This window comes from Sphingobacterium paramultivorum (assembly GCF_014109745.1).
GTDB lineage: Bacteria > Bacteroidota > Bacteroidia > Sphingobacteriales > Sphingobacteriaceae > Sphingobacterium > Sphingobacterium paramultivorum.
Map to the genome: position 1 here is coordinate 5,546,245 of NZ_CP058555.1, position 15,949 is coordinate 5,562,193.

At 41.4% G+C, this 15,949-nt stretch carries 7 protein-coding genes; all 7 read left to right on the forward strand.

The window, feature by feature from the left end; genetic code table 11:
• Positions 1 to 13: 13 nt before the first annotated feature.
• The 7 genes from HS960_RS23020 to HS960_RS23050 all read left to right on the forward strand — a co-directional run bounded on the left by HS960_RS23020 (position 14) and on the right by HS960_RS23050 (position 15,936).
• Positions 14 to 3,274: a SusC/RagA family TonB-linked outer membrane protein gene (locus HS960_RS23020; RefSeq protein WP_182330692.1), complete on the forward strand. Its 3,261-nt coding sequence runs from the start codon at positions 14 to 16 to the stop codon at positions 3,272 to 3,274.
• A 9-nt stretch (positions 3,275 to 3,283) separates the two neighbouring features.
• Positions 3,284 to 4,741 carry a RagB/SusD family nutrient uptake outer membrane protein gene (locus HS960_RS23025; RefSeq protein ID WP_182330693.1) on the forward strand — a complete coding sequence of 486 codons (1,458 nt, stop codon included), beginning with the start codon at positions 3,284 to 3,286 and terminating at the stop codon, positions 4,739 to 4,741.
• A 6-nt stretch (positions 4,742 to 4,747) separates the two neighbouring features.
• Positions 4,748 to 6,553, forward strand: coding sequence for a fasciclin domain-containing protein (locus HS960_RS23030; RefSeq protein WP_159727330.1), 1,806 nt, complete (start codon positions 4,748 to 4,750; stop codon positions 6,551 to 6,553).
• Between the two features lie 14 nt (positions 6,554 to 6,567).
• Positions 6,568 to 8,034 carry a fasciclin domain-containing protein gene (locus HS960_RS23035; RefSeq protein WP_159727328.1) on the forward strand — a complete coding sequence of 489 codons (1,467 nt, stop codon included), beginning with the start codon at positions 6,568 to 6,570 and terminating at the stop codon, positions 8,032 to 8,034.
• A 14-nt stretch (positions 8,035 to 8,048) separates the two neighbouring features.
• A complete protein-coding gene (locus HS960_RS23040) occupies positions 8,049 to 11,234 on the forward strand; it encodes a SusC/RagA family TonB-linked outer membrane protein (RefSeq protein ID WP_182330694.1) in 3,186 nt (1,061 codons plus the stop codon).
• A 14-nt stretch (positions 11,235 to 11,248) separates the two neighbouring features.
• Entirely contained in the window at positions 11,249 to 13,084 is a 1,836-nt protein-coding gene (locus tag HS960_RS23045; RefSeq protein WP_182330695.1) for a RagB/SusD family nutrient uptake outer membrane protein, read from the forward strand.
• Positions 13,085 to 13,407: 323 nt separating this feature from the next.
• Positions 13,408 to 15,936, forward strand: a complete 2,529-nt coding sequence (locus tag HS960_RS23050) for an alpha-L-arabinofuranosidase C-terminal domain-containing protein (protein WP_182330696.1) — start codon at positions 13,408 to 13,410, stop codon at positions 15,934 to 15,936.
• The last annotated feature ends 13 nt before the right edge of the window (positions 15,937 to 15,949 follow it).

Here is a 15,949-nt window from a genome sequence, read left to right on the forward strand (position 1 = left end):
TCTAACCGAAAACATGATGAAACAGATAAACTATTTGATTTTAATAGGGTGCATCGTATGGATGACTTTCTGGGGAGGAGGAGTTTACGCGCAAAATAATGCGACTTTGCTCACCGGAAAGGTAACCGAAAAGGGAACAAAACAACCCATCGCCGGAGCAACAGTTGTCTTAAAAGATAATGATAACCGCACAATTGTCGGAACGACTACAGATGTTGAGGGGAACTATAGTCTTAGAGCTCGAATGCAAGGCTTGAAACTGGCGGTCTCCTACACGGGCTATAAATCTTCAGGTGCGATTGCTGTAGGGGATAGGAAAACGATCAATGTGCAGATTGAATCGACAAATAATGTGATTGATGAGGTTGTTATCTCAAAGTCAAAACCTGTCAATGACGGCACGGGTATGGGGATTTCGAAAGAACGCAATACAGCAGCAATTTCAACGATTAGCATGGATGAGCTGTCCGAAATGCAATCAGTGTCTGTCGATCAAGCGTTGCAGGGAAGGTTGCCAGGAGTTGATATCACGACGGTATCAGGCGATCCGGGGGCTGGGATGCAGATCCGGATTCGCGGTACATCTTCTTTAAATGGGGCAACAGACCCGCTTATTGTGGTTGATGGTATGCCTTATGATATTACCATTCCGGACGATTTCAACTTTGCAACTTCTGATGATAATGCATATGGGCAGCTTTTAAATATTGCACCATCTGATATTCAGGACATCTCGGTATTAAAAGATGCTGCTGCAACTGCTGTTTGGGGATCGCGTGGAGCAAATGGGGTATTGGTTATCACAACCAAACGCGGAACTGTTAGTGCTCCCACCTTGGGATATACTTTCAAAGGATCTATTTCAAAGCAACCTGAATCTATTCCACTATTGAATGGCGATCAGTACTCGACCTTGTTGTCTGAAGAATTCTATAATGCGGGTAGGGTCTTTTCAACGACAGACAATGCGCAGCAGTTCCAGTACGACCCGAATAATACCTATATATATCACAACTATAGTAACAATTCCAACTGGGTAGATGCCATTACACAGTTGGGGTATTTTCAAGATCATAATCTCCAGGTACGTGGTGGCGGTGAAAAAGCACGCTATCTGGCCTCAATAGGTTATTTTAATCAAGAAGGAACAACTATTGGAACAGGGCTAAATCGCCTATCTGCTCGTATCAATCTAGATTATGTGGTTTCAGAGCGTATTGGTTTTCAGTCTGATGTCTCCTATACCCACGTTGACAACGATAATCTTTATCATGCTAATGTACGGGATATCGCTTATCGTAAGATGCCAAATCAGGCCATTTGGGAATATGATGAATATGGGAACCTAACAGGTAATCTATTTAATCCTTCTTCTTCGGCGCAAGGATTTTATCCAGGGACATATAATCCACTTTCTATGGTCCAAAATGCTATTGGTAAACAGTTGGGCGATATTTTGGGAACCCGTTTTAATGTGGATTATAGATTGATTCCTAATACCTTGCGATTTGTAAGTACACTAGCGCTAAATATTAGAAACAACAAAACCAAGCTCTTTTTACCCCAGTTGGCAACAGGCCGACCTTTTACGGAAAATACAGTGAATAGGGCTTCGGACTCAGATTTAGATGAGTTTTCACTGAGTACCAATACCCGGCTTTTGTTTACGCCTGCATTGGGTGAAAACCATCTGCTTACAGCCAATCTATCTTTTTTAACATCAGACTATCGGTATACGATCCAAGGGCTCAGTTCAACAAATACGGCATCGTCTTATCTGCAGGACCCCAGTGTACCGTCGCGCACATTGACCGGCGACGCTAAATCGGTAACGACACAATCGCGCTCAATTGGAGCGTTAATCCAGGCAAATTATATGCTCAACAAAAAGTATGTTTTTGCCGCAAGTCTGCGTGGTGATGGCAACTCAAAATTTGGTCCTGATAATCGTTATGGATTATTTCCTGCTTTCTCTGCCGCTTGGCAGATCGGAAGGGAAAATTTCTTGAAAGATATTAACGCCATAAAAGATATTAAGCTAAGAGCAAGCTGGGGACGCAGTGGTAATGCTCCTCGACGTGATTATACTTATATCAATGTATATAGCACCAATGATTATGCTTATTTGGATGAAAACGGTGTCTATTCAAAAAATATAGAGTTGTCCGACTTAAAATGGGAAACGGTGACACAGCAAAATTTGGGTATGGATGTAGAGATGTTCGACTACCGTTTGATGTTTGGTGGAGAGATTTATAAAAATAGAACAACGGATTTAATGATGGACAATATTCAGATTCCGACCTATACTGGATATAGTGGACTGGCTATGAATGTTGGTACAATGGATAATGATGGCTGGGAAGCAAATTTTACCGTGGTGCCCATTCGTAATAAAAAATGGGATGTCAGTTTTACGTTCAATATTGCACACAATCAAAATGTGATCCGCGAGATATCACCGCTTTATCCGCGCGAAAATGCTAGATCATCATTAAAAAACAAAACATTTTTCACCTATTTCCAGGAGAATAATCCGTATGGATCTTTCTATGGATTTCGCTATTTGGGCGTCTACAAAGATCAGGAAGCTACCATAGCAAAAGATGCACAAGGAAATGCCATCGTGAGCCCAGACGGCGAGACGATTTATATGCGTTTTAATTATCCTACAGTCGATTATGTATTCCAGGCGGGCGATGCGATGTATGAAGATATCAACCATGACGGTGTGATTGATCAAAAGGATATTGTGTATTTGGGCAATAGTAATCCGAAGCTTACGGGTGGGTTTGGATTTAATGTGGGATATAATAAACGTTTGAAATTAAGCGCCTTCTTTAACTACAGACAAGGATCTCAAATTATTAATGGAACCAAAATGAATACGACTGATATGCTTGGGTATAACAATCAAAGCACGGCCGTGTTGCGCAGATGGCGTAAGGATGGTGACATAACAGATATCCCGCGAGCATTGTTTGGAACTGGATATAATTCTTTGGGATCAAGCCGATATGTCGAGGATGCTTCATTTTTACGTTTGCGTACAGTCACCTTAAAGTATGACTTTGCGAAAGAGTTCTTGCAGCGATTTCACATCGAGGGGCTTGGCGCTTATTTGACCGTAGAAAACATATTTACGCTGACGAAGTATACCGGTCAAGACCCTGATGTTGCCGTAAAGTTAAAGGATGCATTTACTGTGTTAATGGATAATTCAATGACACCGCCATTAAAAACAGTTACACTAGGTATTACAGCACGTTTTTAAAACAAGGTTATGAAAAGAACAATTTTATGGAGTTTAGTTGCTGCGGGAAGCATTTTACTCAATTCTTGTAATAAATGGCTGGATTTACAGCCGCAGGATGGAATAACCCGTGCAGAATTTTGGAAAACAAAGGAGGATGTCCATGCCGCCTTAATCGGTATCTATTCTTCCCTTAATTCAGGACCTGTTGAACAGCAATTGTTCACTTGGGGCGAACTTAGGGCCGATCTAGTTGGGTTGACAAGTTATGCAACAGACGACAATCGCCTGGTAAAAAATTACAATATTTTAAGTACAAATGTAATCGCGGACTGGAGTGCTATTTATACCGCGATAAATAATTGTAATCTGCTGATTGATTATGCAGGTCAGGCAAAGCTGGCAGATCCTACTTTTACAGAGGCAGAATACAATACAGATTTGGGGGAAGCTTTAGCTGTCCGCAGCTTTTTGTACTTCTATTTAGTACGGACTTTTCGGGATATCCCTTTAAAATTAAAAGGCACCTCAAAAGACACCGATATTGTTTCTGTAGGGCAGTCCACTGGCGATGAAGTGCTCAAGCAAATCGAGAAAGATCTCTTGCAGGCTTTGGACTGGATACCCGAATACCATGTCAATACTTCGGGTTACAATGCGACAAACGCCGGTCGGGTGACAAGACCCGCGGTTCGAGCGATGTTGGCTGACGTATATCTATGGCTGGAACAATACGATAAAGTAGAAGAGCAGACCGCAAAAATTTTAGAAACTGGACGATATAGTTTAATTGGCGCAGCACTGCCCGAAATTTTTGATGGTGGCACGATGGAAACGATTTGGGAGTTGAGCCATAAAAACTCCAGTGAAAATCCGATGTATAATATTGGCGTGACTGCACGTAGACCATTCACAGCCAATGTGGATATCTTGAATAATGAGATTTTTCCTTCCAATGAAGGGACAGATATAGATTTATTCGACAGTCGTGGAGAAGGAATCCTGTATGGTATGTCGGGAGATCTGAGAAAATTCGGTACGGAATCACCCGACTACTACAATTTCCAACTCTACCGCTTCTCTGACGTCATGTTGATGCGTGCTGAAGCTTTGGCAGAGCTCGGGCGAGGGACGGAAGCATTGGCACTTCTGGAGGATTTGCGAACCAAACGTAAAGCCATAAGAGCTACGGATCCGAATATTGAAGCGACAGATTTAGAAGGAATCATCCTATTCGTCTTCGCCGAGCGTGCACGTGAACTTACTTTTGAAGGTAAACGTTGGTTTGACCTTTTGCGCTTGGCAAAGAAAGATAATTATGCGAACATCAATGTGCTAGTAGATCTTGTAACGAAAGTTGTAGACGCTAATGTACGCCAATCCGCAATTAATAAAGTGCGCGATGTGGATAGCCATTATCTTCCCATTTTGGAAACTGAACTCTTCAAAGACAAACAGTTGAAGCAAAACCCATTTTACCTAAAATAGATCGTTATGAAAAGAAATTTTAGAAAACAATATTGGCTGATAGGGACATGGTTTGTCCTATCTGTTGCGCTTATATTTTCCTGTCAAAAAGAGAAATATCGAATTTCAACTTCAGATGAAGTGAATATTACAGGTTATTTGGAAGCACATGAAACTGATTATTCCTTATTGACCGAAATCTTATACCGCTCGAAAACGGCGGGCTATCTAGGTGCGTATGGTACCTACACACTGTTTGCTCCCAATAATGAGAGCATTAATGCCTGGATCAAAGATAATGGAAAAACAGGATTGAGTGATTTTACAGATGCGCAGCTATTGGATTTTGTCAAATACCACGTGGTTAGGGATACGGTAGGCAGCACACGTTTTACTGATGGGAAAATCAAAACAGCGAGCTTATTAGGTGAATATTTATACACAGATGTGCAAAATGGGATTTACCGAATTAATAAATCTGCCAAAATTATTAGATCCAATATTAGCTGTGGTAACGGCATTATTCACTCCATAAATAAAGTATTGGTTCCACCAGCACAGAGTCTTGCTGAATTGATAGGCAATAATCCTCGTTATTCCATTTTTGCCGAGGCTTTAAAAGAGACTGGGTTTTATGATACTTTATATTATCAACGCGGTGTAGCTGTGGCGGATGCTAAACGTTTTCAGACCGCTATTGTTGAGTCAGACTCCGTTTTGCAGCTACAGGGAATCAAAAGTTATGCGGATATGAAAGCAGCCTATTCACAGACTGGTAATGTAAAAAGCCATAAAGATAGTTTGTGGTTATATATGGCCTACCATTTAAGCAACGATATCAAATTCTTGGAAGACATCGTTGCCGCAAATACGATCTATACTTTGGCTCCAAAAGAGATTATTTCGACCAAATTATTAGGTGCGCAGATCTTATTGAATGATGACGTGTTTAATGGGGTTCATGAAGCGGGTGCTGAAATCAACAGATCACAAAGCGATGTCTTGGCGTCCAATGGGGTGCTGCATGAAGCGAAACAGCCATTTAAGATTAAGGTCCGCCAGCAGGTGCCCGTGTATTTTGATATAGCGACCTCTCCCGAATTAGTCAACGCACTGGGAAGCGCCTATTTTAATAGTTCGAAGGCATTGGTGGCGAATGGTGCAACCATTGCAAATTCTTTTGCCTTTAATAGTTTGACGGTTTCGACCATTGGTACGAACGGATATTACTATTATAAAGCCTTAGAAACGAAGCGCCCTTATGCAAATGGAGACCTCTTAAGTCTGTCGCTTTGCGCGAACAATAGTGCGCGAGCAAAATGGATTGAATTTAAGACTCCATATCTCGTAAAAGGACGGTATAAAGTCTGGATCTGTTATGCCCAGCATGGCGATGCCCCAGAGATTCAAGCGACGTTTAATCCTGGAAAAGGGGATGAACAAATCCTGCCCAATACGATCATATTGAATCAAAGTCTGACCGCTTCGGGCGTTAGCGACCTCGCGAATGCAAATGCGGATAATCTGATGCTGGCACAGGGTTACAAACGTTACATGGCAACGGTAGGCGATTACAATGTAAATAATATTACCGGTGGACTCAAGGCAAAATCGGGTAGTGAAGCTCCATTGAATGTTGGCCGTTTGGCCGGTATTATCAATGTCGAGACGACTGATCGACATGTCATCCGTTTTGAAGCGATCAAAGATAAGAAGTGTGGTAGCAATACCGTCTATCTGGATATGATCCAATTTATCCCCGCAGATGATCTTGAACAGAACTACCCTAGATTTCATCAGATTTCAGGTGAACTTTTTTATAGACCAAAATAACAGGATACACAATTATGAAAGCTATAATTTATAAAATTTACCTAGTCGTATTGGGCATGTGTTTATTGTCTGCTTGTTCCAAAAATTGGGAGGATCATTTTGGAGGAGGTGATGCCGATGCTCAAAAAAACTTGTACACCATTATTTCCGAGCATGCTGAGTTTTCAACTTTTATGGACCTGCTCAATAAATCGGGCTATGGTGAATCGTTGAAAGAATCGAAAAATTATACCTTGATTGTACCAACTAATGACGCCATTGCTGCTGTACAGGATCAATATAATTTTTCCGATACTGCGGTGATCAAGAGTTTTGTAGGCTACCATATTATCAATTCGGTCTATAATGTGAATTCAGGAGCTGATACCGTAAAGGCATTAAACTTTCGCAATAAATATGTGGAGTTTACGCATGGCGCATTTGACGGTGTTGAACCTCTTCAGGGGAATCTGGTGGCGAGCAATGGACTGTACCATGTGGTAGGTCGTCCCCTAAAGCCTCTTCAGAATATATTTAATCTAGTACGCACCTTTTTTGCCGACACCAAGCAAATTGAGGCTGTAAATTCCTTTGATACAGTGTCCACAGAGGGTGATATCATATATTACAGGTATAGTCCGGTATGGTATACGGAAGTACGTCGCAATATGACGACTGAAAATAAGAAACACACCTATTTCGTCGTAGACGACGAAAATTTTGAGACCGAGTATGCTAAGTTAAGACCTTTCTATGCGACAGCCTATGAGGAAGGGAATACGCTCCGTCCCGACAGTACGACTACGTTTTTTGCTAAAAAGGCTTTGTTGCGCGATTTTATTGTAGAGGGGGAATTGGCAACGGATCAACTTACAAATAATCTGATTTCAATAGCGGGAACCAAATTTAGTCTTGACCCCTCAAATATTATCTCGCGGACAAAGGCCAGTAATGGAGTTGTTTATCGTGTGAAGCGACTTGAGTTTGCACTAGCGGATCAGATCAAGGAAATCAAGGTATTGGGGGCAAGGCCCATCGGTTACAAGCAAACGGATAAGCGATCAAATACCTTTTTCAGGGAAAAGCGAGATAATGAAGGAAATTTATACAATGACATTGAAGTATATGATCATAAAGTTACTTCCTTTTATGTAAAGTATCGCGCTACAGGTATGAACGTCGCTAAATATAAAGTATACGGACGAGCAATTATGGGATTGGCTGGTGATCCGCAAACAGCAGCGTTTATCCAATATGTCTACTTTTTTGATCCGAAACTTATCTCGGTGAATGAGGTGGATTTATACAAACGTTCAGTCGTCAATAACTTGGGTGCAAACGATACGCGAATGACATTTGATGTACAGCCGCTCAATCACGGAGAAGTTTATTTAGGTGAGGTGACGCAAGACCAATATGGGAATCTGCCTTTGCTTGTTATGAGCAATGGTACTGGTCCTATTATTTTAGAATATCTCCGATTCGTCCCGATTATTCAATAACTAAGCAAAACGAAATGAGTTCGATCAACATAAATTATAAATTGGGTATTATCTTGTTTATTTCCACTTTGGGAGCGCACAGCAGTTGGGCGCAACAAGATACTGCCGCCCGCAATATACAACAACAAGGACAAGTTACTTCTGCTTATTCGGTTAAAGGTACTGTCTATGACAGCCAAACCAATAAACCCATCGCAGGTGCTCGTATAACTTACGGCAGTAACGTTGCAAAATTGACGGATAGTAAAGGAAATTTCCGCTTGGAGCTACCGGTTTCCAATGCAATTGTTGAAGTTTCTTTGGATGGATATATAGCTAAGCAGGTACCGGTACTGCTGGATAAATCAATGAAAGTGGTCCTGTACCCTGACGGGTATCGTTCTTTCTATAAAAAAACAGAGACAGTATTTGGTGATAATGGAGTTTTAAATAATACTGGCGCAGTCGATAAATTGGAACTCAATGCCTGGGAACAGAATTCTGAGACGGTCGTTAGCTATCTACAGGGCAAGCTAGCCGGAGTACAAGTAACCCGCCATTCAGGAACACCTTCTATTGGCGGAAATCTCAATATTCGCGGCTTGCAATCGCTGTATTCCAATAATCAGCCCTTATATATTTTAGACGGTATTGTGTATAATGCGGAGCATTTGAGTCCTTCTATAACGACAGGACATCTCAATAATGCATTGCAGCATATTGATGTGCGCGACATTCAAGATATTACGGTATTGAAAGACGCTGTATCCGCTAATATTTATGGAGCCAAATCCTCCAATGGAGTCGTGGTCATTAATACAAACCATTCAAAAGAGTTGGCTACACAGATCGATTTGCAGGCAACAACAGGATATAATTTCCGTCCGAAACGTATTCCCGTCATGAAGTCTTATGCTTACCGAAGTTATTTGAATGACTTGTTAGCAACGAGTACGTACAGTGGTGAGGAAATTGCGAATATGCCTTTCAATAATGATAATCCAAAATTCGAAGAATATGCGAAATATCATAATGAAACGGATTGGCAGAAAGATGTGCTTAATAATACGGTCGACCAGAATTATTTTCTTCGGGTTACAGGGGGAGATAATATAGCACGGTATGCCTTGTCGGTAGGTTATAACAATGAACAGGGTGTTTTGGATAACACGAAGCAAAATCGCTATACGGCACGTTTTAACGGCGACATGAACCTGACCAAAAAATTAACTGCTCAGACCAATATCTCCATGGGTTATGGACAGCAAAGCTTGAAGGATCAGGGATTATCACCAAAGACCAATCCTTTGTTTCTTTCGTTGATTAAGTCTCCATTTTTAAATACGCATGATATTGCTCCAGACGGCAGCATTTCACCGAATTATGCAGAAGCTGATTATTTCGGCTATTCCAACCCGATGCAAATCACACAAAATGGGATTAATAATAAAAAGGCCTATCGGTTTTTAGGTTCTTTGGTGTTCAACTATGCATTCAATACAAATTTTAAGTTAAGTAACCTGTCTACCGTGACCTATGATAAAGCGCAAGAGGATTTCTTTATTCCTAAAAAAGGAGTCGCAAAGGACACGGTAAATAATATGGAAGTTTATAGTCGTCTCGGTACGCAGGTGGCTCGTTATTATTCGATTTCAAATGATTTGCGTCTGCAATATAATCAGGATCTAGGAACTCAGGGCCGAGTGGAAGCTATTGGTGGAGTCCGGTACCACAAGCATGATTCGGAACAAGACTATGCACTAGGCTATAATTCGGCGACCGATCAGCTGGTCAGTATTGGTAACTCAACACCGGCATCTCGGGTTTATGGAGGGCATATCGGTAAATGGGCAAATATGACGGCCTATGCTATGGGTAATTTTAGCTGGAAGAATACTTATATCTTAAATGCATCCATATCGATGGATGGATCTTCCCGCTTTGGAGAAAAAGCAAAAGGAGGCTTAAAGCTTGCAGATAAGGTATATGCAGTATTCCCGGCAGTTGGAGCTGCATGGTTATTGTCCAATGAGGATTTTTTAAAAGGAAATAGTACGATCTCATTATGGAAACTTCGGGCGAGTTATGGAATTACAGGCAATGATGATATTGGAAATTATGATGCGCGGCAGAATTATATCTCCCAGAACTTTTTAGGTGTCCAGGGACTTGTGCGCGATGGTGTTGCCAATCCTTATCTAAAATGGGAGAAAGTAGAAAAAATAAACGTTGGGACGGATCTTTCGTTGTTGAATGAACGCATCAATTTAGGCGTTGATATCTATCAAAATAGGACAAGTGATATGCTGGCCTATAATTCGGGGAATACTGTTTCGGGAATTAGTTACTACCTCTATAATAATGGTTCAATGCGTACACGCGGTATTGACTTCTCCTTGTTTGGACGTATTCTGACCGGTCCGGTCAAATGGGATGCCTCATTGACACTAAGTCACTATAAAAGTACGATCACAGATCTCCCCGAAACATCCTATACACAATATGCCGGTGGAACTTTTGTGAGCGAGAAAGGTGGCGCACCCAATGCCTTTTATGGGTACCAGTTCAACGGTGTCTATCTTACCAGTGCCGAAGCTGCCGCTTCTGGACTAGCAATTTTAGATGCAACAGGTAATAAAATACCTTTCCAGGCAGGAGATGGGAAGTTTACAGACCGTAACGGCGACAAGATCATTGATGATCGTGATCGAATGATCATAGGTGATCCCAATCCAGATTTAGTGGGCGGATTGAATAACAGCCTGACCTATAAAAATTGGAAATTCGGTGCATTGGTGACATTCAGCGTAGGCAATGATATTTATAACTATACACGGGCACAACTAGAGTCGGGAAGTACATTTTATAACCAGACAGAACTATTGCAAAATAGATGGCGGGCGGAAGGCCAGGAAACTGATGTGCCTCGCGTTGCGCTCAACGATCCAATGGGAAATAGTCGATTTTCAAATCGATGGATAGAAGACGGTTCATATGTTCGGCTTCGTCAGCTTTCCGTTGAGTACGGTATTCCAGTAAATAAACGTATCATCAAATATGTCCGTCTATATGGTACTGCCAATAACGTATTGACTTTTAGTAAGTATTTAGGTTATGATCCTGAATTTGCACAGTCTGCTGATGTTTTTCATCAGGGGGTTGATGTGACGTTGGAACCCATTGTTCGCTCTGTGCAGCTGGGATTGAGGATCGGTTTATAAAAATTTAATATACTATGTTTATCACATACAGAAAATATTCGAAATATTCACTCTGGGCCTTATTGGCCTGTAGCCTATCTTTTACATCTTGTAAGAAAGCGTTGGATTTCTCGCCCGAGGATAAATTGGACAGTTCAAAAATGTACAATACGCTTGCCGATGCTGATGCGGTAGTGCTTGGGATTTATGGGCAAGTAGCTGGGTTAGGGGAACGTTATATTGTCCTGAACGAATTAAGGGCCGATCTCATGGACGTCACACAAAATGCAAATCCCTATTTGCAACAAGTTTCCAATCATGAAGTAGCAGAAGATAATCCTTATGCAGATCCATCTGCTTTTTATAAAATTATCTTCAATTGCAATGATGCCTTGAAGAACTTCAAGGTGATGGAGCGACAGGGTAAGTTGAGCAATACCGAATTCAATCAGCGGTATTCTGACCTCGCTATGCTACGTGCATGGTTGTATTTACAATTAGGGATTCACTTTGGAAATGTCCCCTATATCAAAAATACCATTGAAAGTGTTGATGAGATTAAAAGTTTGGAGAACTATCCGAAAACAATTTTCGATAATTTGGTTGATTCTCTCATTAGTGACACAAAAGACCTGCCTTATCAGGATCCGTATGCCTACCCAACAGGTAGCACATTGGTTTTTACGACAGATGGCGCGAGCACACAGAAAGTGTTCATCAGCAAGGCTCATGTCCTGGGCGAACTCTATCTTTGGAAAGGAAACTATTATGAAGCGGCAAAGACTTATAAGCGATTGCTGTCTGCTGAAGACAATAACAGTAATATTGATTATCTGTTCAATTTCAACCGTATTGGCTGGAGCTACTTTAATGTAAGTTTTGCGAGAGCCCAGGAGGGGTCATCTTTGGTAAATTCCTTAACAGCAGGCTGGCGAAGTATGTTTGCGCTATCGAACACGGTGCGGGAATGGAATTCCGAATGGAACTGGTCAATTCCATATCACAACTCTTTTGCCCCTGGAAATCCTTTTATAGAGCTATTTTCTAAGTCAGGTAACTATGCACTTAAGCCCTCCCAAAAGGTGATTGATTTATGGAATTCACAGACCAATAATGCGGGTATTCCCTGGGATCCCCGGAGTAAGCTATCTTATGAAGTTGCTGCGAATGGTGATCCAGTGATTACAAAATTCACGGATAATTCAGGGGATTTATTAAGCTTGTTAAATAAAAGCGGTCGTTGGAACATCAATCGAGCGGCAGGGGCGCACTTGCGCTTTGCTGAGGCTGCCAATCGGGATGGTCAGGGACGTTTGGCCTATGCATTAGCGAATTGGGGCCTGATTAGTACCTTTTATTATGGTGCGTTTACGAGTGCAGGAACAATTGCCCCGGGTAATTTTTTCGAATTGGAATCCGAAATAACTTATGAAGGATTTGGGACAAATCGGACCACTTATGCTGAGTCTTCGCCCTATTATTTTGACGCACGCGACAATGCGAGTATTGTGCGCGGAGTTTGGTATCGGAATTCGGGAATCCGTGGACGGGCTACCATGCCGCGTTGGCAATTCTCAGGCATTGAATATGGTCCGGGTACAGTCGGTGGTTACGGAAGTATGATGACAGCCTTCGACGTGCCGAAATCAGATCTGGAGGATAAGATTATCGAAGAATCAGCTTATGAATTAGCGTTTGAGGGTGAACGCTGGTCTGACCTGATGCGTATAGCAAAACGCCGTAACGATCCAGCTTTCCTAGCCGATAAAGTCTATGAGAAATTGCTGAAAGCAAATAACCCGAAAGCTGGAGCAGTACGTAGCAAGTTGATGGATATGAAAAATTGGTTTTTACCTTTTAAATTGCGGTAAACCTGATATACGTTTGGATTATTGATTTAATGGTTAAAGGTCTGCTTTGTGCAGGCCTTTTTCTTTGTCTTAGATGTTGACCATGAGACAGCAGGATAGTGAATTCGAAATTGTTTAATATCATTGTGTAGAGATACCATACCACTTGTTAGCGGTAATCGATACTTCTAGGCTCTATCAACAGCTCATTCAAATCGAGTAATTATCGTGAGACGAGTATGTAATCGTAACATGTCAATGACAGTGTAATCTTTTGATAATGCCATTTGCGTTTTATAAATGTAATTTTTACATTTATAAGTATTTCTGATTAATTATAACCAATGGAACGAGTTTCTTTAAAATTTAGAATCTACTATTTTTTTCTGGCAAAAGCGATCTGCTTTTTTTGTCTATTTTGGATTTTCACTACCCCTGCATATGCCTATAGCAGCGGGACTTCTGAACCGGATTCGGCTTATTTCTTTGCTTATGCAAAAGAAAAGAATGCTGGCAGAGAAGGGCTATTATATGCCTGGAGTTTGGATGGTAAGCAATGGAACTCCATCGGGACAGAACTTGCCTTTGTAAAGTCAGATTATGGACGCTGGGGATCAGAAAAACGGATGATAAATCCTGTATTGTTTCCACGAACTGGAGGCGGCTGGTCCTGTGCGTGGCAATTAAGTACTGAAAGTGACGGTCCTTATGCATATACTTTTACATCCGATTTTTTCAATTGGGGCAGACAAGATTATTTTATTGCATTAAATGATTTGGATAAATCAGTGGTATCTTTTGTGAAAAACAGTTTATTGACTCGTGATAATATCTCCATGAATGGCGAAAGTTTACGTGGAACCAAGTTGAAAGTTTCATGGTCTGTTATTAAAGAATTAATCAAGCATTATGATCTCGCGCTGCTTAAGCAAAAACAATGGTCCGAACGAAGCGTTGACGATGACGCCCGCTTCCCTGGCCTAAAGCCATTGGATGTCAAATTAACGCCGAAGGTAGGGCAAACGAAGTCCATCAGTGATATGTTGGTGGGTGTTTTTTTTGAAGATATTAATTATGCCGCAGACGGAGGTCTTTATGCAGAATTGATTCAAAATAGAGACTTTGAATATAAATTGAGTGATAAACAAGGCCGTGATAAAAATTGGAACGCGAAAACTGCTTGGCGTATGGATGGCTCGGGACAATTTCATATTGACAGCATCAATCCAATTCATCCTAATAATAAACATTATGCGAGATTGCAAGGTGAAGGTATCCTCAGAAATATAGGCTACGATGGCATTGCCTTAAATAAGAACGAACGCTATGATCTTTCGTTTTTCGGAAGGGGCACTGTTGGTAAAGTACCTAAACTAAAGATCCGGATAAGTACAAAAGACGGAAAAATCCTCGATGAGAAATCCGTAATTGTTGACAGTAAAAACTGGAAAAAATATCAATTGGTATTGACATCCAATGAAACCTGTAAGGATGCCGTATTGGAATTTGTATTTACAGACCGACAACAATTGGATTTGGATCTGATTTCTTTATTCCCTCAGCGTACATTTAAAGGGAGAAAAAATGGATTACGGAAGGATCTGGCCGAGGCTATAGCTGCATTGAATCCCCGTTTTGTCCGTTTTCCGGGTGGCTGTTTAGCACATGGGGATGGAATTGAAAATATCTACCATTGGTCTAATACTGTAGGGCCGCTGGAAAGCCGTATGCCACAGCGTAACATGTGGGGATATCATCAAACCGTGGGCTTGGGGTATTACGAGTATTTTCAATTTTGTGAAGACATCGGTGCCTATGCTGTTCCTGTAGTGGCGGCTGGTGTACCCTGCCAAAATTCGGGTGCTCATGGTCACCCATTGGGTGGACAACAATGTGGTATCCCAATGGAAGATATGGATGACTACATCCAGGAAGTACTGAATCTGATTGAATGGGCCAATGGCGATAAAAATAGTACCTGGGGAAAGGTACGAGCTGCCGCGGGGCACCCCGAGCCATTTCATCTAAAATACATTGGTGTTGGTAACGAAGATTTAATATCGAATGTTTTTGAGGAGCGTTTTACCATGATCTATAACGCTATCCGTGCAAAATATCCCGAAATACAGGTTATTGGAACGGCAGGGCCATTTTTTGAAGGAACCGACTATGTAGAGGGCTGGAAAATCGCTAATAAATTGAATGTACCCATTATGGACGAACACTATTATCAGACACCGGGCTGGTTTATTCATAATCAAGACTTCTATGATAAATATGATCGCAGCAAATCACAGGTGTATTTGGGCGAATACGCTGCCCATATTCATGGGCGAGCGAGTACCTTGGAAGTTGCATTGGCTGAAGCGGCATATCTCACGGCATTGGAAAGAAATGGTGACGTTGTTAAGATGGCCTCTTATGCGCCATTGTTGGCCAAAGATGGCTATACGCAATGGCGCCCCGATCTTATTTATTTCTCCAATACTGATGTAAATTTAACACCATCCTATTATGTACAGCAATTATTTGGGCATAATAACGGAACCGAATATATTCCAGTAGAAACAGTTTATGCTAATGCTGACGTTGAGGTACAGAAGCGTGTGGCATTTTCTATTGTTAAAGATCCGAAAGATCAATCACTCATTGTAAAGCTGGTTAATATTTTGCCTGTTGCGGTCAATATACAATTGGAATTGGATCAACTCAATTTGAAGGGTGATACGGCTCTTGTCGCTCAGTTGACAGGGGAATTGGAAAGTAAAACGGCAAAACCCGAAGAAAAGACCATGTCCGTTGACAAGCTTAAAAACCAGCAATTACCGCCTTATTCGTTAACTGTCATCCGAATTCAGTCGGGTGCAAAATAGCCTCATTCAATTC

Coding starts and splice junctions, on each gene's coding strand:
- HS960_RS23020 (WP_182330692.1), top strand. CDS start 14: ATGATGAAACAGATAAACTATTTGATTTTAATAGGGTGCATCGTATGG.
- HS960_RS23025 (WP_182330693.1), top strand. CDS start 3,284: ATGAAAAGAACAATTTTATGGAGTTTAGTTGCTGCGGGAAGCATTTTA.
- HS960_RS23030 (WP_159727330.1), top strand. CDS start 4,748: ATGAAAAGAAATTTTAGAAAACAATATTGGCTGATAGGGACATGGTTT.
- HS960_RS23035 (WP_159727328.1), top strand. CDS start 6,568: ATGAAAGCTATAATTTATAAAATTTACCTAGTCGTATTGGGCATGTGT.
- HS960_RS23040 (WP_182330694.1), top strand. CDS start 8,049: ATGAGTTCGATCAACATAAATTATAAATTGGGTATTATCTTGTTTATT.
- HS960_RS23045 (WP_182330695.1), top strand. CDS start 11,249: ATGTTTATCACATACAGAAAATATTCGAAATATTCACTCTGGGCCTTA.
- HS960_RS23050 (WP_182330696.1), top strand. CDS start 13,408: ATGGAACGAGTTTCTTTAAAATTTAGAATCTACTATTTTTTTCTGGCA.